Origin of the sequence: Methanoregula sp., assembly GCF_041645475.1 — an archaeon.
Classification (GTDB): Archaea; Halobacteriota; Methanomicrobia; order Methanomicrobiales; family Methanospirillaceae; genus Methanoregula.
This window is the reverse complement of the sequence record NZ_JBAZQA010000006.1, coordinates 97,624-114,921: the sequence shown is the minus strand read 5'-3', so window position 1 is coordinate 114,921 and position 17,298 is coordinate 97,624. Positions and strand designations below refer to the sequence as shown.

Annotated in this window: 18 protein-coding genes; 11 read left to right on the top strand and 7 right to left on the bottom strand. The window is 56.5% G+C overall.

What is annotated here, in order from left to right:
- Positions 1-268 precede the first annotated feature (268 nt).
- From WC598_RS07180 to WC598_RS07155, 6 genes are all read left to right on the top strand, one after another.
- A complete protein-coding gene (locus tag WC598_RS07180) occupies positions 269-1,255 on the top strand; it encodes an AAA family ATPase (RefSeq protein WP_372960797.1) in 987 nt (328 codons plus the stop codon).
- Between the two features lie 38 nt (positions 1,256-1,293).
- Positions 1,294-2,187 (top strand): DUF58 domain-containing protein, encoded by an 894-nt coding sequence (locus WC598_RS07175; protein ID WP_372960796.1) that lies wholly within the window; start codon positions 1,294-1,296, stop codon positions 2,185-2,187.
- Positions 2,171-3,121, top strand: a complete 951-nt coding sequence (locus WC598_RS07170; RefSeq protein ID WP_372960795.1) for a VWA domain-containing protein — start codon at positions 2,171-2,173, stop codon at positions 3,119-3,121. The genes WC598_RS07175 and WC598_RS07170 overlap by 17 nt, the downstream gene beginning before the upstream one ends.
- Positions 3,118-4,635, top strand: coding sequence for a hypothetical protein (locus WC598_RS07165; RefSeq protein ID WP_372960794.1), 1,518 nt, complete (start codon positions 3,118-3,120; stop codon positions 4,633-4,635). Before WC598_RS07170 ends, WC598_RS07165 begins: the two co-directional genes overlap by 4 nt.
- Complete coding sequence (locus WC598_RS07160; RefSeq protein WP_372960793.1) at positions 4,636-4,785, top strand: hypothetical protein; 150 nt, start codon at positions 4,636-4,638, stop codon at positions 4,783-4,785.
- 181 nt (positions 4,786-4,966) lie between these two features.
- Complete coding sequence (locus tag WC598_RS07155; RefSeq protein WP_372960792.1) at positions 4,967-6,364, top strand: hypothetical protein; 1,398 nt, start codon at positions 4,967-4,969, stop codon at positions 6,362-6,364.
- Between the two features lie 254 nt (positions 6,365-6,618).
- Here WC598_RS07155 and WC598_RS07150 read toward each other — a convergent pair whose 3' ends face one another.
- The 3 genes from WC598_RS07150 to WC598_RS07140 form a co-directional block, all read right to left on the bottom strand.
- Entirely contained in the window at positions 6,619-7,395 is a 777-nt protein-coding gene (locus tag WC598_RS07150; RefSeq protein WP_372960791.1) for a winged helix-turn-helix transcriptional regulator, read from the bottom strand.
- Between the two features lie 24 nt (positions 7,396-7,419).
- A complete protein-coding gene (locus WC598_RS07145) occupies positions 7,420-7,917 on the bottom strand; it encodes a hypothetical protein (RefSeq protein WP_372960790.1) in 498 nt (165 codons plus the stop codon).
- Positions 7,918-8,190: 273 nt separating this feature from the next.
- On the bottom strand, positions 8,191-8,946 hold the full coding sequence (locus tag WC598_RS07140) for a sensor histidine kinase (RefSeq protein ID WP_372960789.1): 756 nt from the start codon (positions 8,944-8,946) through the stop codon (positions 8,191-8,193).
- A 158-nt stretch (positions 8,947-9,104) separates the two neighbouring features.
- Between WC598_RS07140 and cofG the strand changes: the two genes are divergently transcribed.
- The 4 genes from cofG to WC598_RS07120 all read left to right on the top strand — a co-directional run bounded on the left by cofG (position 9,105) and on the right by WC598_RS07120 (position 11,725).
- The gene (cofG, locus tag WC598_RS07135) at positions 9,105-10,091 is read left to right on the top strand and encodes a 7,8-didemethyl-8-hydroxy-5-deazariboflavin synthase CofG (RefSeq protein WP_372960788.1); all 987 of its coding nucleotides are present in this window, start codon (positions 9,105-9,107) and stop codon (positions 10,089-10,091) included.
- Positions 10,088-10,807, top strand: coding sequence for a phosphoribosylaminoimidazolesuccinocarboxamide synthase (purC, locus tag WC598_RS07130; RefSeq protein WP_372960787.1), 720 nt, complete (start codon positions 10,088-10,090; stop codon positions 10,805-10,807). The genes cofG and purC overlap by 4 nt, the downstream gene beginning before the upstream one ends.
- A gap of 70 nt (positions 10,808-10,877) precedes the next feature.
- Positions 10,878-11,156, top strand: a complete 279-nt coding sequence (locus WC598_RS07125) for a ferredoxin-thioredoxin reductase catalytic domain-containing protein (RefSeq protein WP_372960786.1) — start codon at positions 10,878-10,880, stop codon at positions 11,154-11,156.
- A gap of 47 nt (positions 11,157-11,203) precedes the next feature.
- On the top strand, positions 11,204-11,725 hold the full coding sequence (locus WC598_RS07120) for a DNA-deoxyinosine glycosylase (RefSeq protein ID WP_372960785.1): 522 nt from the start codon (positions 11,204-11,206) through the stop codon (positions 11,723-11,725).
- A gap of 17 nt (positions 11,726-11,742) precedes the next feature.
- On the opposite strand, the gene WC598_RS07115 is transcribed toward WC598_RS07120, so the two are convergent.
- The 4 genes from WC598_RS07115 to WC598_RS07100 all read right to left on the bottom strand — a co-directional run bounded on the left by WC598_RS07115 (position 11,743) and on the right by WC598_RS07100 (position 16,344).
- Positions 11,743-13,410, bottom strand: coding sequence for an ABC1 kinase family protein (locus WC598_RS07115; protein ID WP_372960784.1), 1,668 nt, complete (start codon positions 13,408-13,410; stop codon positions 11,743-11,745).
- Positions 13,411-13,506: 96 nt separating this feature from the next.
- Positions 13,507-13,971, bottom strand: coding sequence for a hypothetical protein (locus WC598_RS07110; protein ID WP_372960783.1), 465 nt, complete (start codon positions 13,969-13,971; stop codon positions 13,507-13,509).
- The gene (locus WC598_RS07105) at positions 13,971-15,026 is read right to left on the bottom strand and encodes a hypothetical protein (protein ID WP_372960782.1); all 1,056 of its coding nucleotides are present in this window, start codon (positions 15,024-15,026) and stop codon (positions 13,971-13,973) included. The genes WC598_RS07110 and WC598_RS07105 overlap by 1 nt, the downstream gene beginning before the upstream one ends.
- A gap of 139 nt (positions 15,027-15,165) precedes the next feature.
- A complete protein-coding gene (locus WC598_RS07100) occupies positions 15,166-16,344 on the bottom strand; it encodes a DNA methyltransferase (RefSeq protein WP_372960781.1) in 1,179 nt (392 codons plus the stop codon).
- 185 nt (positions 16,345-16,529) lie between these two features.
- Between WC598_RS07100 and WC598_RS07095 the strand changes: the two genes are divergently transcribed.
- Positions 16,530-17,297 carry a SagB/ThcOx family dehydrogenase gene (locus WC598_RS07095; protein ID WP_372960780.1) on the top strand — a complete coding sequence of 256 codons (768 nt, stop codon included), beginning with the start codon at positions 16,530-16,532 and terminating at the stop codon, positions 17,295-17,297.
- The last annotated feature ends 1 nt before the right edge of the window (position 17,298 follow it).

The following is a 17,298-nucleotide window of genomic DNA, read 5'->3' as shown; positions in this document are numbered from 1 at the left end:
TTGCATGGCCGGGGGGTTCTGTCAGATTTACCCGGTGACACGGGATCTGTATTCAGGAGAACCTGTGTCAACAGAGACTTAAACAAAGAAAGGATGGAATCCCGGACGAACCATGGATCTTCATTGGTATGGGGGGGTAATGGTCGGGGAGATTGTGGCGTGACGTCCCATGCAAGCCGTCAGGTTCAAAGCACATACCAGCCAACTGCTTATTCAATCGCAGGATCAACCGCCCCGTCCCGGTTGAGATGCGGCGAGCGGTGATCTGATGAACGCAGAAATTTCTATTCTGACCGGGCAGGCAAAACTGTTTGCCGCGGACCTGGACGCACTCCGGCGCGAGATGAAGACAGTCATTGTCGGGCAGGACGCAGTGATCGACCGGCTCATCATTGCGCTCTGTGCGGACGGTCATGTGCTTCTCGAAGGCGTGCCGGGCATTGCCAAGACCCTCACGATCCGGACACTTTCGCAGTGCATTGACTGCAGCTTTGTCCGGCTCCAGTTCACTCCTGACCTCCTGCCTGCGGATATTACCGGCACCAAGATCTTCAACCAGAAGGACTTCACGTTCTCAACCGTCAAGGGCCCGGTCTTTGCACACTTTGTCCTCGCCGACGAGATCAACCGGGCACCTCCCAAGGTCCAGTCGGCCCTCCTCGAGGCAATGCAGGAGAAGCAGGTAACCATCCAGGGGGAGACCCACCTGCTGGCCCGCCCGTTTTTTGTCCTAGCCACACAGAATCCGATTGAATCGGAGGGCACGTACCCGCTCCCGGATGCACAGGTTGACCGCTTCATGTTCAAGGTATACATGACGTATCCGGCAAAAGCCGACGAGGTCAGGATTCTGGAACGGTTCACGGAAGGTACTTCCATTACACCTGCAACCGTGATGAGTACAGAGAAGATCCTCGCCATCCAGGCATTCACCCGGACGATTTACGTAGACAGCGCCATCAAACGCTATGTCACCGACCTCGTGGATGCCACCCGCCACCCGGCTGCGTATGGCATTGACATGGCAAAGTACGTTGCCTATGGTGCATCCCCGCGTGCGTCCCTCAGCCTCGTCCTTGGCGCCAAGGCCCGGGCCCTCATGGCCGGCCGCGGTTTTGTGATCCCCGAGGATGTCCAGGCCGTTGCCCACGACGTGCTTCGGCACCGGATTATCCTGACCTACGAGGGAGAAGCAGAAAGTGTGACTCACGATGCGATCATTGACCGTATCCTCAAAACCGTCGTTGTGCCCTGAGGTTCTTCATGACGGAAACCGGGGCCGGGGGTGATCGGATGGATTACAGAGCCAGCCTGATTCGGAAGCTGAAGAAGATCGAGCTGGTCACGAGGGGCCTCGTTTCCGGGCTCCAGCCAGGACTCCACCATTCCCATTTCAAGGGTAAAGGCATGGAGTTTGCCGAGATCCGGGAGTATGTGGCAGGAGACGATGTCCGCTCCATTGACTGGAAGGTCACGGCCCGGTACAACCACCCGTTCATCCGCGAATATGCCGAGGAGCGCGACCAGACGTTTTACTTTCTCGTGGATGTCTCCGGGTCCGGCACGTTCGGCTCAAAGGAAACAAAGCAGGAGAAGATGCTCGAAGTGACCGCGAGTCTTGCTTTTGCCGCACTGAACAATAACGACCGGATAGGCCTGTGCTTATTCTCGGACCGGGTGGAGGACTTCCGTCCCGCCGGGAGGGGAAGAAAACACCTCATATCTCTCCTCAACACTCTTATCGGTAATGTGCCGGTATCCAGGAATACCGATATTGCCGGTGCGGCCCGGTTCATCGGGAAGGTCCTCCCGCGACGGAGCTCGGTTATCATCCTTTCGGATTTTGCCGCACCGGAGTTCCTGCCGGAGCTGCGGGTCCTTGCCCGCCGCCACGAGGTCATCGCGATCCGGGTTGCGGACATACGGGAACAGGAGATTCCGGATGCGGGTCTCATTATGCTCGAAGATCCAGAAACCGGGGAACAAATCCTTGCGGACACTTCGGACACAGCATTCCGTGACCGGTATGCAGCACTGGCAGCAGAGGAGGCCCGTGCCCTTGCCTCAGGTCTCTCCCGGGCTGGCGTTGGAAACGTTTTCCTCCAGACCACAGATTCCTGTGATATCCCCCTCATAACTTTTTTCCGCGCGATGAAGTGGAGGAGGAGATATGGCCGGGTTCTCTGATCCCATCTGGCTTATGGGGCTGTTCCTCATCCCCGTTCTCGCCGCGCTTTACTGGCTCGTGCTCAGGAAGAAGAAGCAGGAAGCACTGGAATTCTCCAATGTTGCCCTCATAAAGTCCGCGCTTGGCACCAGATCTAAATCCGGGCGTGCCCATCTGCTTGTTGCCCTTTCACTTGCGGCCCTGGCCCTGCTCTTCATCGGCCTTGCAGGCCCCCATATCCCGCTCATGCAGGCAAAGGAAGGCGTGAACGTGGTCCTTGCCATAGATGATTCCGGAAGTATGCAGGCAACGGATTACCAGCCCACCCGGCTCGAAGCGGCAAAGCATGCTGCCGACCTGCTGATCAACAGCCTTGAACCGGCCGACAATGCCGGGGTTGTGATCTTCGAGTCCGGTGCAACCACGGCAGCCTACCTGAGCCCCGACAAGGACCGGGTCCGACAGAAACTGGCTGCGGTGATACCAAAGCCCGGGCAGACCTCAATAGGTGATGGCCTGACACTCGCGGTTGACATGGCCCGCTCCATCCCGAACAGGAAGAGTGTGGTCATTCTGCTCTCGGACGGCGTGAACAATGCCGGTACTGTCACCCCGGACGACGCGGTTGCCGCCGCGCAGGCCGCCCATATCCAGGTCTTTACGGTGGGACTGGGATCTGCGCAACCGGTGGTGATCGGGTATGACTGGACGGGTAATCCGCAGTATGCGGATCTCGATGAGGCTGCCCTCCGCTCGCTTGCGGAGAAAGGCGGGGGCCGGTATTTCCGGTCCGTGGATCAGACAACTCTTGCTGAAATCTACCGTGGGCTGAATAAAGAGATCGCCCGGGAAGAGGAGGAGACCCCAGTCGGGGCGTGGTTCATTGCCGGCGCACTGTTCCTTCTTCTCATCGAGTTCTGGGCCCGGTACGGGCGGGGGCGGATCATCCCGTGAGATGGCAGATTGCGGGCATACTTCTGCTCCTCTGTTTCCTTCTCCCGGCAGTCACGGCAGCGGAGATTACCCTCATCTCCGGCCAGCAGGACTACTGGTTCCCAACCAATGCCACCATGGAGATTCCGCTCGCGGTAGAGAACGGGTTTTTGGAGGAGGTACCCGGCACGGTCCTCTTCTCAACCGATGCACGTCTCCAGAAGACCGGTGTCGTCATGATCAATACCCAGAACCGGGTCTTCCCCCATACCCTTCCCGTCGGCCGTTCGTTCCTGAACCTCACGATGACCCCCTCTCCGACCCCTCGGGAATACAAGGTGCATATCTCGTACTATTATACGCTCCCGGCGCCGGTCAATGTGAGCGTGCCGGAGCTCAGGGTCCATATCGTTGCGGACCCGTGCTGTGCAGGAAATATCCCCTCACCGGTATCCAGTACCAGCAGGCCGGAAACCGGGACGATCCCGTCCGCGAGCTCGGTTACGTTTGCGGAACAGGTGGTCGGCACCCGGGAACAGATGGGGGCGGACGGATCGGCCAACACATCCTCATCAAGTGGCCAGCCTCAGGCGGAAACGGAAGCAGCCCGGCAGCAAAACCAGCAGGTGAAGGCCCGGCAGGAGCACGAACAGGCGGACTTTGACCAGCGGCTTGAAAACGACCCGCTCTTCCGTTCCATGAATTCGAGTCTCTCTGCCGACGGATTCACGCTCATTTCCCGTGACACGCAGCCGGCATCCAGTACAAACGGGACGTTCTCGCTGTTATACCGGAGGGGAGCTGAAGATCAGGTGGTAGTACGGGGCGCCATGGAGGGGGGGATGATTCCTTTTGTACAGGAAGTGGCAAATGCCCCGATCACCTCCGATCCTGCACTCTCCACTAACACGAGTTATCAGTCATTCCAGCAGACGCTCGCTGACGGAGGGTACCGGCACAAAGAGACGATTTTCAACCGAACGCCTGACAGCAGTTCGGTAACAGCCGTATCCACCGGCACCGGGGGAGAGATCGCGTATGTGAATGCAACAACGAGAGAGGGATCGGTTACCCGGGTGACAATGGAACACAATGTCAGGTCGTGGCCATTTCCCGTTTATCTCATCCTGGTACTTGTGCTGGGAGTTGCCGGGATCTGGCTTTTCTACCGGAGATACCTGCGTCAGGCGGCTGGTGGACCGGCCATATCATCCACTCCGGAACCTGTTAGTCACCAGGGGGATGTGGAGGGGATCCTAGTGGCCGCAGAGCGGGCTTTTGGATTGCAGCACTATCCAGAGGCATATGGGCTTGCAGCCCGTGCCCTTCGGGTCCACCTGTCGCACGAGTTCGGCGATGGCCGGGAAGCAACGGCAACCGAAATTATTACATTCCTCTCACTCGGGGGTCATGAAACCCGTGCAATTATCCCATTACTCGACCGGTGCAGCGATGTGGCTTATGCAAAGGGTGAGCCTGGGGAAGAGGAATTCTTTTCCCTGGTTTGCAGGATCCGGGAAGTTATCAGATCATAAATGGCTTTTTACTACCAAAGCGCTCTCGCTCATCTCACGATTCACTCAACCGGATCGATCCTCGAACGGTCTTATTCCCGGGATGATGACTTCAGGACGATGCTCGTGGAGATTGAATCGTGGCAACCGGCCATCAATTGTTCCGGATGAGAACGCCGGATTGTCCAGCCGGTGACGTAATGAAACGGGCAATCCCCGCCCGGATCCGCGGTTCAGCGGGAAGAGCGGGTGAATTACCGGACCCCGCAGGAATTAAGGGATGCACATCCACTCCCAAACCCTTTATCCCGCCGACGCCAATCTACCGTTTACCACATGGATTGACCCCCCCATGGATCTACAGCTTCCCCACCACGGCATATCATGGAAGATCACGGATATGGGCAGGTCCAGTCGGCATATGGCAGCGTTATGCCGTTATATTTCCTGGAGACAGGGGCGCCTGTTCCGGATCGCTCTTCTCTGTGGTATCGCAATCCTGCTTCTTGCGGCCATGACACACGGGGTTACTGCCAACCAAACCACCCCCAGGACCGCGGCAGAAGATCCCTGTCAGGTCACTCCAGGCGTTTCCTCCACCTCGATCTCGCTGCCTTCTATCGCCCCAAATGACACACCGGGATTTCTCACCCGCCAGTATGTGTTCCCGTTCCAGGATACCACCATCTCAATTCAGGCCAACGTAAGCAACGGTTTATATTTCGGTGCAAAAAACGGGAATAAATTTGCGCTGATACCGGAGGATGTGGCTCCGGAGACCGTAGTACCCGATTATTACCGGGCATTTGTCAATGATCCGGCCCAGGAGACGCTCAACGCGGACCTCACCGGGCAGTTCCGGAAGATAAGAAAGGAACACGAATATTCCGAGGATGAATATCTGGAACTTCTCACCGTATTTGTCCAGAGCTTTCCCTACGACACATCGTCTGGTGCACGTGTGGGTACCCTCTCGCGCTTTCCGGTCGAAACAATCGTTGAACGCACCGGCGACTGCGATGACAAGAGTGTCCTGCTCGCCGGTCTCCTGTCGAGGGAAGGTTACAATGTCTCGCTTCTCCTTTTCATTCCCGAACACCACATGGCAGTTGGTGTGGCAGGGGACGACCTGCAGTACGGGGATACCGGGTATATCTGGATTGAGACCACAGATCTTTCATTCGTAGGAGAGATGCCACAAAAGCTGAACCAGGCGGTAAAATATGTTCCGGCGGGACAGGTGCCAGAAGCAGAGCCGGTAACCAGTGCCCCGGTCGTCATCCGGGTTAATTCGGGCTCAAAGAGATTCACCCATACAAATGAAACCCTGTACATCCTGGCCCAAAAGAGGTTCATCGATACCCGGATCGCATTGCTGAAGGAAGAGATCAATACCCATTCCCGGGATGATCCATCACGATTCAGGAGGCTTCTTGAAGAGTACAGGATCTATGGTGAGATCCATAATACCCTCGTGAAACACCGCTATGACCGGGTCGGGATGTACCACTACCTTCTCTCGCTGCAGCAACCTGCCTGCACCCGGAGTCCGGTGCCCTCTTTGGCCCTATCCAGCAGAGAGATCCCGACCGGCTCCGGTGCCGGCACTTCCTCCCCGAATACCCGGATCGTAGACCCTTCGGAGGATTACCTGCCCGGCCCGATCGGGATCCGGGTGCCCGACAATGTCTGTGGTAAGTATCCGGCAGGAGTTCTTCCCCCGCGTGTTAGCAGGGCACCTGACCCGTGACGGGAAATATCGCGTAGAATTCCCATTGGGTGTTGCTTTAAAGTTTTTGCCGATTATCTACAAGGTTTTGAAACACCGGAAAATTTACTATTCCATCAATTCCTGTTGATTCAATACTTAATTCCCCGTTGCAATAATACATCCCACATTCGTGATAATTTCCCGAATGATCGGAAAAACATTCGGGCTTTGGCCAATAACCACAAAAAAGATGCAATCCGGCAATCCCTGTCGCGGGTAATTACGGCATGCAATCAGGCACAGGAGTGCTGCTCCGGCAGGAGAGGTATTTCCTCACAATATTTTTTGAGGTATACCAGTGTTCTTTCTGAAAGAGCGTACCGTGCAAAACGACCTTCCTTATGGTGGCTCATGAGGCCGGCATCGATAAGCCGCTTCATATGCCAGGTGACGGTTGGGCCGGATACCCCAAGTATCTGTTCGAAATCCCGACGGGACATAAGCGGATTCCTCGCCAGGGTGAGAAGGATCCGCCGCTCCGTTTCCTGCCGCAGGTATTTGAGAACTTCTCTCTCTCCTGGGGTGTACCGGTCGGAATTCTCAAAGTAACTGGTAATTCCAGGGGACTCTAGCAGGACAATCTTCCCCGAGATCCGCATGAGCGTAATATGATAGGTGAGCGCCCCCCGGGAGAGACCGATTTCCTGAAGGAGCTCGACAAAACTTATCCCCGGCTGTAACAGAATAGTAGTGTACAGGGTATTCCTGATTGAACTTGCAAGGATATTCCTTCTCCCAATCCTCCTGAAGCCCAAACAGGCGAGAAGTTTTAACGTAAAGAAGATTTCTACCGGAAAGACAAAGGAGGGTGAGAGGGCAAGAGCCCCTATGATCACCATCTCGCGGAGGTTGAGGTCCAAGAAATTAATGGGGACTACATCCGGAGCGGCGGTACCTACAGATCCAAACGCCGGTTCAACGATGTACTCGTGGGAAAATGCGGCTGCCGGTGTTCCAAGTGCTACGAGGATAAACACAAAAAGTGCACAGGAAGCAGGGACGCTTTTCATTATACCGGCATTATTTTTTATTCTTTATTCATCAGTCTTGTGGTTCAGAGTGTTCGCCCGGATCCACGAAAGGTTCTCGAGATTGCCATAAGAAATTTCTTTCCTGCTGTGAACCTGAAATTTCCAGAGGCCGGGTATCAGGGTCTCCGGGTCGGTGATTTTCAGATCAATCCTGCCATCGATCATTCCGTCCGATGCATCATAGAAGGGACCGAGGCTCTTATCCGGAGTAATAATCGTAACGGAGAGCGGGTCGGCCGGGTCCCCACTGTAAAGCGAGACTATGATAAATGGTGTGCCAAGGGCGACATATTTTGAGAACAGAGCGTTTTTTTCCTCCGGCCCGGTCCCGTCCCCTACCGGAAACGCGGCGGTCAGGTTCACTGGGTGATACTCAGGAAGATTTCCCACGACCGGTGCAACAGGATACCGGTCTGTGATATGGATACCACCGAAAACCCCGAAAGCCACACCAAGAATTACACAGGTACAAAGCAGCAGGGCGATCCACAGCACCTTCATACCATCAGCTGCTCCCGGGCATCATATCAGGGTTGCCTTTTATCTCCACCCGACCGGAAGCGTCTTTGATGCGGGGAGATGTTGTTCTGAATGCAAGTCTGATTTCACCCATTACAAGTACCTGACACGGTAACAATCTGGGCTGAAGAAGTGCAGTGTTCCGGCTCGCGTGGTTCTGGAAACAATAACGTCCGGGCTGTGATACAGTCCCGGTCTCTTCCTGTTTTTAATACCGGTTAAAAAAAATGCTGACAGGGATCCGGGATTCGGGGGTTATCCCTCTTTGCGCAGGTAATCGGCGGGGAGGCTTATCTCGAACCGTGCACCGTGCCCGGGTTCTCCGGTCTCCCGGATACTCATGCCGGAGAAGAGCAGGATCTCCCGCGCCAGGAAGAGCCCCCAGCCGGTCCCTTTGCCAAAACCGCGTTCAAAGATCTTAGTCTTGTCGCCAGCCGGGATACCTGCTCCATTATCCTCGAAGATTAAACGGGATCCCTCATGACCATCCTCGAAGAAGATCCGGATAAGGGTTGCCTTAACCCCGTGGCGTCGGGAATTTTCAAAGATATTCGTTATCACTTTGATAAACTGGGGGTCGGCAAAGAGCGTGGCCTTGCCGGTCTCATCCTCGATTTTGATGGCTTCCAGGTTGATCTCGTCGCTTGCCTGGCGGATGAGCTGCCGGAGCGAGAGCCAGGTCTTTGAGGCGGCCCCGATATTCTGGTAATCCTTGGCGAAATGGAACTGCCGACGGATCTTGTCGACAGCCTGCCGTTCCCGTTCGAGATAGGTCCGAAGCTTGGGGTCTTCAATCATCATCCCGAGCAGCTCGTTGTACCCGACAATTGCCGTGAGCTGGTTGAGGACATCGTGCCGCGTGATGCTGCCCACCAGCTGGAGTTTCTTCTCTGCAAATGCAAGCGCTGCCCGGAGCTCGTCCGGCGTCATATCCGGATAGAGCACCGGCTCCCCTTCAGGGGCGCCACCCTTGTCAGATTCCGCATCCGGTTCCTTTTCCCGAAATAACATCAGAACTCCCTAACGGCCTTGGCAATGAGCCACTCGTAAAGCACTTTGAACTATGTCCGGCCCGGCACATTATTGTTGCCGTTGCCACCTGCACCAGTCGCGGCCTGAACCGCGGGATGAACAGCAGATTTCAATAGGAGCGCAGTAAACCTCATCTCATGCAGGCCCGGACCCTGACCTTCTCAAAAAACGTCTTTCTCCCGCTCACCACCGTCTGCCACAACCGCTGCGGTTACTGCTGCTTCCGTACGCCCGTGCAGGATGGCTGTCTCATGGCGCAGGAAGAGGTTGAACGAACGCTTCGGCAGGGTGCGGCACTCGGATGTACCGAGGCGCTCTTCACGTTCGGCGAGCGGCCGGAGAACGAAGCCGGTTTTCCGGACCTTATCAGGTCAATGGGATATGCCACTATCCTCGATTACTGCGAGGCCATGTGCAGGAAGAGCATCGCGTTCGGCATCCTCCCCCACACCAACGCCGGCATCCTGACCTACGACGAGATGGACCGGCTCCGGCACGTGAACGCGAGCATGGGGCTGATGCTCGAAACCACCGCGGAGATTCCGGCCCATGCCACCTCCACAGGAAAAGCTCCTGACGTCCGCCTCGCCATGATGGAGGATGCAGGGAAACTGAAGATTCCGTTCACCACGGGTCTTCTTCTCGGGATTGGCGAGACCATGGCGGACCGGGAGGACTCGCTCTTTGCCATCCGGGATCTTCACAAACGCTACGGGCACATCCAGGAAGTGATCATCCAGAACTTCTGCCCGAAGCCCGGCACCCCGCTTGCCGGAAGCCCGGTGCCGACAACCGACGAGATCTGCGCTACCATCGGCATGGCGCGGGACATTCTTCCAAAGGAGGTAGCAATCCAGATCCCCCCGAACCTGATCGATGCGTCCCTCCTGATACCCTGCGGGGTCGACGACCTCGGGGGGATATCGCCCCTCACGATCGATTACGTGAACCCGGAACACCCGTGGCCCGCGCTCGAGGAACTCCATGGGATAGCCGGCAATGCCGTGCTCCGCGAACGGCTCTGCATCTATCCAAGGTACATAGAGCGGGGCTGGTACCCTCCGGCCTTGCAACCTCTAATAAACCGGCTCGAACAAAGACTTAGTGAAGGGAGCAGATCGTGAAGCAGAAAAAACTTCTCTATGCCGGTAAAGCCAAGTCGGTATACCGGACGGACGAAAAGGGAAAACTGATCGTTGAATTCCGGGACGACATCACCGCATTCGACGGCGGCAAGAAGGATACCCTCAAGAACAAGGGCAGTTATAATGCAGAGGTTTCAGCGTTCTTCTTTGAGTACCTGGCAAAGAACGGGGTCAAGACCCATTTCCTCGGGATGATCGATGAGCGCCATATGGCAGTCCGCGAACTGGAGATGATCCCGCTCGAAGTGATTGTCCGGAACATAGCGGCCGGTTCCATTGTCCGGAATTACCCGTTCAAAGAGGGCATGAAACTCGACCCGCCGGTCATTGTGATCGATTACAAGGACGATTCACGGCACGACCCGATGCTCAACGATGACCTGATCATTGCCCTCAAGCTTGCAACCCCGCAGGATCTGAAAAAGATCAAGAAAGTTGCGCTTCTCGTGAACGCGCTTCTCGTAAAAATCCTTGCAAGGCAGGGAATTACCCTTGTGGACTTCAAGATCGAGTTCGGTAAACAGGGAAAGACCATTTATCTCGGCGATGAGGTCAGCATGGACTCAATGCGCCTCTGGGATAAGAAGACAGGTGAGTCGCTCGACAAGGACGTGTACCGGTTTGAGAAGGGCGACGTCATGGAAACGTACAACCGGGTTGTTCAGCGTATCACGAAGAAGGCCAAGAAGCCGTGAGGCGGGCAAGCAAAAAGACTAATGTCTCATATCGTGATAGTATCTGACAACACCAAACCGGCGGGGTACCATGACTGAAGATATTCAAGCGGAAGAAGATATGCTCAAGTGGGCGAAGGCCTATGCACACAAGCACAGCTGGTCGCTCAATACCGATGAGAAACAACTCCGGACCGTAATCAAGGGACTTGTGCGCAACAAAATAAAATTCGGGCATCCCTACTGCCCCTGCCGGATCCGGAGCGGCGATGAGGAGAAGGACATGGCAATTGAATGCCCCTGTATCTACCATAAGGAAGAGGTAGCAAAGATGGGACACTGCCACTGCAACCTCTATTACAAGGAATAAACCTCTTTTTTCCGTGCGAAAAGTAAGCCGCTGATACTCCTGACCGTATGAAACGCGACTGCACCACATCCTGCCCAGGCCCGGATTTATTGCAGGGTCTCCCACCGGTGTGCGGAGACAATCCCCGGGTGCTGATCCTTGGGAGCTTCCCGAGTGTCCTCTCCCTGACAGGTACAATGTATTACGGGAACCCGCAGAACCAGTTCTGGCGGATCATGGATAGCCTCTTCTCGATAGACCCGACGCTCCCGTACCCGCAGCGCATCGACCGGATCACACGGCACCGTATCGCGCTCTGGGACGTGATCGGCTCCTGCTCGCGCCCGGGAAGTGCGGACTCGCAAATCCGGAATCCCGTCTTCAATGACATCAAAGGTTTCCTTGCCACCCGTCCCGGCATAACGCTCGTGGCACTCAACGGGAGTACCGCAGCCCGGTACTTCCGTCAGGGTTACAGGCACCTGGAGATAGATACGATTGTCCTGCCGTCAACGAGTCCGGCACATGCACGGGCCAGTTTTGAAGAAAAACGGGAAAAATGGAAGATCGTAAAAGAGTGCGTGCGATAAGCCCGCACAATACGGTTTTACCGGTCCATCCGGAACCGGAGGAAGATGACGTGGTAGATCGCATAGAACCCGACGAGCACAGCGGCCGTATAACCTGCTATTGCAATCCATATGATCTGTTCGGGCAGTTGATTGGGCTGGGCGCTGATAACCATGGACGATCCCACGACAAGGGCCGCAACAACAAGGGCCATCATGAGCTTGTCGCTCGCTTTGTCAAGCGCCATCTGGAGTTTCTGGATATCGTTCTCAACGATCTCGAGCTTGAAGGTCCCGGTCGAGAGCCGCCGCAGCATCAGGTTGAGGTTGCGGGGCATGTCGAAGAGGGCATCCGCAGCTTCCAGGAGTGTCATCGAGGCCCGTTTGAGATAGGCTGCGGAAAAGTTGTTGGTATCGGCCAGTTTTGAGAGGTAGGGGGTGACTTCCTTGCCAAAATTGAACTTGGGATCGAGCCTTACACCGACATCCAGGACCATCATGAAGACCTTTAACAGGAGCATCAGGTTCATCGGCACCTTGAGCCGGTAACGGCGCATTGTTTCGGTGAGTTCGCTGACAACCACGCCGAAATTGAGATGGGATACACCATCGTCATCGCCCCCGCCTCCGGAAAAGTCGTGCATCATGAGGTAAAGGTCATCCCGCATGGGTTCCCGGTCTTCTTCGGCAATCACGATCCCAAAGCCCTCAAGCGACCGGAGCATCAGTTCGATATCGTCATTGACGAGTGCGAAGAGGAGATTGATGAAGAGCTGCCGCTTCTCCGGGCGCAGGATCCCGACAATCCCGAAGTCCAGGAAAACGATGTCGCCGGCCTTGGAAACGAACAGGTTGCCCGGATGCGGATCGCCGTGGAAGAACCCGTCCTCGAAGATCATCTTCAGGTAGGCATGGAATCCCCGGACCCCGATATCGTGGGGAACGTACCCCATCTCGGCGATAGCCTCCGCGTTGTCGATCCGGACACCCTCGATAAACTCCATCACGATGACGTGCGGGGTGGTGAACTCCCAGTAAATTTTCGGGAAATGAATGCCGGGCACATCATGGAAGTTGCGGGCCATCCGGTCCATGTTGCGGGCTTCCCTTGTGAAGTCCAGTTCCTTAACGATCTGGTGGGCAAAATCGTCCACCATCCCGGTCGGGTTGTAGACCCGGGTCTCGGGAAAGACCGTCTCGATCCTTTCTGCCATGGACTGGAGGATCCCGATATCCGTCTCGATGAGTTCGGGGATCCCCGGACGCTGGACCTTGACGGCGACCATGGTCCCGTCCTTGAGAAACGCCCGGTGGACCTGGCCTATCGATGCCGATGCCACCGGGGTCTCTTCAATTTCGCAGAAATGATCATCAACATCGGGGATATTATCTTCGAGGATGGTCCGTACCTCGGAGAACGGGATTGGTTTCGCATGGTCCTGGAGCTTTTTGAGCTGCTCGATCATCTCGGGCGGCAGAAGCTCGGTCCTCGTACTCATGATCTGACCGAACTTCACAAACGTTGGTCCCAGATCCTCGAGTGCCAGCCGTATCCGTTCATAGACCGTGGAGGAGTCAGGAGTTTTACCGGAGGTGGGCAGCCGGAACCCGGCTTTTCCCGGGAACATCTTCTCAAGACCGATACTGAATCCGTAATTACCCAGCACATCGATGATCTGTGCATACCGCCTGATCCGGGTGACCATGGATACACGTTGGCTTTTGGGATACTTAAGGCGTGCTTTTCAAAAGAAACGTACTACCCGTCCACGTGCAGGTGACTTCCAGGATACCCGATCGGATCAGGGAACAATGCTGCCCGGGTCATCCGATAGATCTACCCGGAGATCGAGCGGACGGGCAGAGACCACGGTGAGGTTTGTCTGCATATCAGGGGCCGGTTGTTGGGAGCAGCAGCTGAACGTTACGGTCGTATCCAGCCATGACCCGGGACAGCGCTCACCCGGGCTTGCAACAAAACCCCCCGCATCAGCGCAGGTTTCCACGCTGTACCGGCTCCCCGGCAGGGTTGTGATCACCGCAGGTGGGGGGGTGGGGACAGGGGTCGTCGCCGGGGCAAGAGTCCGCAGGGTCTTCACAGTGGATATCGTGATCGAAGGAGTGACTTTCGCGGGGGTGATAGTCTTTACCGGGGTCGGCACCAGAGGGCTTCCGGGTGCCGGCACCGACGCGCAGCCGGCGATGACCAGCATCAGGGACAGGAGAATTGCCAGGACCAGAAAACCGCCACCTATCGTCCGTTTCATCAGACCTCCCCCATCTGACCTGCAGTATTGTCAAGAGCAACTGCCATTGCGCCAAGCGCCCCGGAAAGATCGGGGGGCAGGTTTGCGCTGGAGGCGATATCCCGATATGCCTGGGCAAGATCAGAAAAATCCTTCTTTATGACCGGCAGGTTCTTCTTTGCGGACTCAAGCCGGCCGGCGTTGAGCAGGAGCCGGGTTGCCTTGATATCCTCTTTCAGCTGCGAGAGAGACGGTTCCGCAGCACCGATATCCAGGATCACGATCATAGTATCGGTGTTGAGCGAGTCCGCTTTCCCGACAGCCCGGTCCGCCTGTTCCAGCAGGAAACGGATGCGGGCATCGTCGGGCACCTGGTGCCGGGTTTCTTCGACGCTGCTGACGTAATCCATGGAGAGAGAGAGGATCAGGTCGCTTGCTGCATTCACCCGGTCCTCACTCCGGGATTCGAGCGCAGCCTTGAGATCGGGCCTGCCTGCCACGGTCACATCACGTGCCCGCTGGGCCTTTGTGGTGTCGTATCCTTTAGTTTTTAAGGTGGTGAGTTCAGCCTGGGCTTCCTCTGCCCAGGTATCGAAGTCACTCAGCTGGCCCGTTGTCCGCGTGCTCCAGTAGAGGTTCTTCTTCTCTGCAATGTACGGATTATTCGAGGTTGCCTTGAGGATCTGGCTGTTTTGTTCGGCCCACGAACCCTGCCCTGCAACCATCTGGGCCTGGCTCTCGTTCCGGAACAGGCGGGTGATCTGCTGGAGATCCGCAATGATGCTGTCGATGTCGGCATCGGTCCTGGCCGCAGGAATCCTGGCTTCCACACCCCGGAAAGCCGCAAGGAGATCGGACATATACGCAGTATCGGTATAATAACGGGTGCTCACATACGTCAGGGCCGCGTTCATCTCCACATCCTTTTCAAGCGCCACCCATGCAAGGTGCGCCTGCCGCACGGCAATATGGTGATCAGCAGGAGCGGTGTCCCCCGGGGCAGCAATGACGGGGATCATCAGGCACCCCGCAAGAAGGAGAAGGGCAACTATGCCCCGGATCAACGCTTTGCCCATTTCCTGTTACCTCAGTCTGTTCCCGTTATACCAACACGGGAGACGGACCCGCGTCAGATTACTCGTAATCTGCATTAAATTTCAATTAATATCAAGATTTGCAGGTTTCCCTGGTTTTGGAGGCCTGAACCGGGAGATTTCAGGGTTTTCTGAAGACCACGATGCGGTTGGTGTTGGTCCCGGCCGCCATATTCCCGACACCCCAGATATTCGAGGTTTTGGTGAACGTCTGCTGGTTGATGAGAACGCATTCGCAGGCAAATCCCGCGGCAATCCCGAGCGGGACTACGTGCTCTTCAAGCCGGATCGTCCTGTTCCGCACTTCGCCTACTTCGAATGCAACGAATCCTCCCGAAACAGTAATGCGAAAGAGTTCGGCAAATACCCGGCCCATCACTTCACACCACCGCTCAACGGTGCGGGCCATGGTGATCCGTTTCCCGATCGCGCCCGCATCCAGGCCGTTGAACCAGCACCGGAGCCAGTTGTCCTCGCGGTACTGCACGATATCGAGGAAGGGGGGCGACGTGACGGTCAGGTTGACCGTTTCATCGGGAATGGCCGGGGTATTCTGTGCATCTCCCGTAAGGAGGAGGGCGGATTTGCCGGCATTGTTCAGGTAATCGGTATCCTTTGCGGACAGAGAACGAAGGAGGCTTTTCGTTTTGGTAAGGAGGATCCTGCGGGTATCGCGGTATTCAGGAGTCTGCATCCGCTTCTCGTTGATCTTTTTCTGACTTTCCTGGGAGACTGCCTGGTTGGGGGGAAGGGTATAGACAGAGAAGAATCCCTTCGAGTGCCCGGTCAGGCGGTTGGTTGCCACCATGGCAATCCAGCGATCAATGGAATCGTCACGGCAGGATGCTTTTTGTTCAAGCAGGTAGTGGCGCAGGGCCACGATCTCCCGCTCGGTATCCGGGTGATAAAACATGGAGAGATCGATCTCCGCACGGGTGCTCCCGTCAGGAACCGTGGCGAGGCGTTCCTCGACTTCGGAGAGGCCGGGCGGGGAAAAACGGGCCTCGGTCATCACCCGGGAGAGGGGATTTGCATCGTTGGCGATGACGTTACGCCCAAGGAGGGCAGCCTCGACAGCCGTTGTCCCGCGGCCGTTGAACGGGTCATACACCACATCCCCCGGCCGGGTCAGGAGGCTGATAAAGAAGCGGGGGAGCTGGGGTTTGAAACAGGCGCGGTACGAGATCTCGTGGATTGACGAAGCCTGCCGCTGCCGGGAGGTCCAGAATTCGTTGGTATAGCGTGTTACCCGTTCCGGCCCGATTGCCACCTCATCCATTATCGTAGAGCATCCGGACATGCTGCAAAACCCGGCAAGGGCTCGGGCAAAGTCATCGCTCCGGGAAGGGGCAGGGCCGGTCACGGTATCAGAGGATAGGTTGGCGAGGGAAGGGTATAAGCGTGTGCGGAGAGGAGGGCCTGATAATCCTGACCGATAACCTGACGTCCTTTCGGGTTTACATGCACATACTGAGGTGAGACACGATGACAGGGAACGAAGAGGCCGGTCCTGGCCGGAAGGGTGCCGGGCAGGAGTTCATGGAGAGAACAAAATACCGGTATATAGGAAAGAGCGACCAGCAGCGGGGCGTGCCCCAGCCCCCGCTCGAACTGCCGGCGGATCCTGCCCGTCCCATAATCGATCTCCCCCGACCGGATTCTCCCGGTATCCCCCTGGTTGACCTCCGGGAGGCCATGGAGCAGCGGACCAGCATCCGCTCCTATGCCCATGAATCGCTTGCCCTTGAAGAACTCGGGTTCCTGCTCTGGTGCACACAGGGCGTGAAGACGATCCACGGGAACCTCGCCACCCTCCGCACGGTCCCGTCCGCGGGGGCACGGCATGCCTTCGAGACATACATCCTCGCAAACGATGTCGATGGACTCGAACCGGGTCTGTACCGGTACCTCGCCCTCTCTCACCGGCTCCAGCTTATAGAAACCGATCCCACGCTCGCACTCAGGATGACCGCCGCCTGTTTCGACCAGCAGTTCCTGCTCCGGAGCGGGGCGGTCTTCCTCTGGACCGCTGTACCGTACCGCATGACCTGGCGTTACGGGGAGCGGGGATACCGTGACCTTCACCTCGATGCCGGCCATGTCTGCCAGAATCTCTATCTCGCAGCAGAAGCGGTGGGCTGCGGGGTCTGCGCAATAGCGGCATTCGATGACGATGCCATGAACGAGCTGCTCGGAATCAACGGGAAAGCCCAGTTCCTGATCTACCTTGCCACGGTGGGGAAACGGGATTAAA

Coding starts and splice junctions, on each gene's coding strand:
- WC598_RS07125 (WP_372960786.1), top strand. CDS start 10,878: ATGACTGAAGATATTCAAGCGGAAGAAGATATGCTCAAGTGGGCGAAG.
- WC598_RS07095 (WP_372960780.1), top strand. CDS start 16,530: ATGACAGGGAACGAAGAGGCCGGTCCTGGCCGGAAGGGTGCCGGGCAG.
- WC598_RS07140 (WP_372960789.1), bottom strand. CDS start 8,946: ATGTTATTTCGGGAAAAGGAACCGGATGCGGAATCTGACAAGGGTGGC.
- WC598_RS07120 (WP_372960785.1), top strand. CDS start 11,204: ATGAAACGCGACTGCACCACATCCTGCCCAGGCCCGGATTTATTGCAG.
- WC598_RS07160 (WP_372960793.1), top strand. CDS start 4,636: ATGGCTTTTTACTACCAAAGCGCTCTCGCTCATCTCACGATTCACTCA.
- WC598_RS07105 (WP_372960782.1), bottom strand. CDS start 15,026: ATGGGCAAAGCGTTGATCCGGGGCATAGTTGCCCTTCTCCTTCTTGCG.
- WC598_RS07100 (WP_372960781.1), bottom strand. CDS start 16,344: ATGTCCGGATGCTCTACGATAATGGATGAGGTGGCAATCGGGCCGGAA.
- cofG (WP_372960788.1), top strand. CDS start 9,105: ATGCAGGCCCGGACCCTGACCTTCTCAAAAAACGTCTTTCTCCCGCTC.
- WC598_RS07180 (WP_372960797.1), top strand. CDS start 269: ATGAACGCAGAAATTTCTATTCTGACCGGGCAGGCAAAACTGTTTGCC.
- WC598_RS07110 (WP_372960783.1), bottom strand. CDS start 13,971: ATGAAACGGACGATAGGTGGCGGTTTTCTGGTCCTGGCAATTCTCCTG.
- WC598_RS07155 (WP_372960792.1), top strand. CDS start 4,967: ATGGATCTACAGCTTCCCCACCACGGCATATCATGGAAGATCACGGAT.
- WC598_RS07150 (WP_372960791.1), bottom strand. CDS start 7,395: ATGAAAAGCGTCCCTGCTTCCTGTGCACTTTTTGTGTTTATCCTCGTA.
- WC598_RS07170 (WP_372960795.1), top strand. CDS start 2,171: ATGGCCGGGTTCTCTGATCCCATCTGGCTTATGGGGCTGTTCCTCATC.
- WC598_RS07115 (WP_372960784.1), bottom strand. CDS start 13,410: ATGGTCACCCGGATCAGGCGGTATGCACAGATCATCGATGTGCTGGGT.
- WC598_RS07145 (WP_372960790.1), bottom strand. CDS start 7,917: ATGAAGGTGCTGTGGATCGCCCTGCTGCTTTGTACCTGTGTAATTCTT.
- WC598_RS07175 (WP_372960796.1), top strand. CDS start 1,294: ATGGATTACAGAGCCAGCCTGATTCGGAAGCTGAAGAAGATCGAGCTG.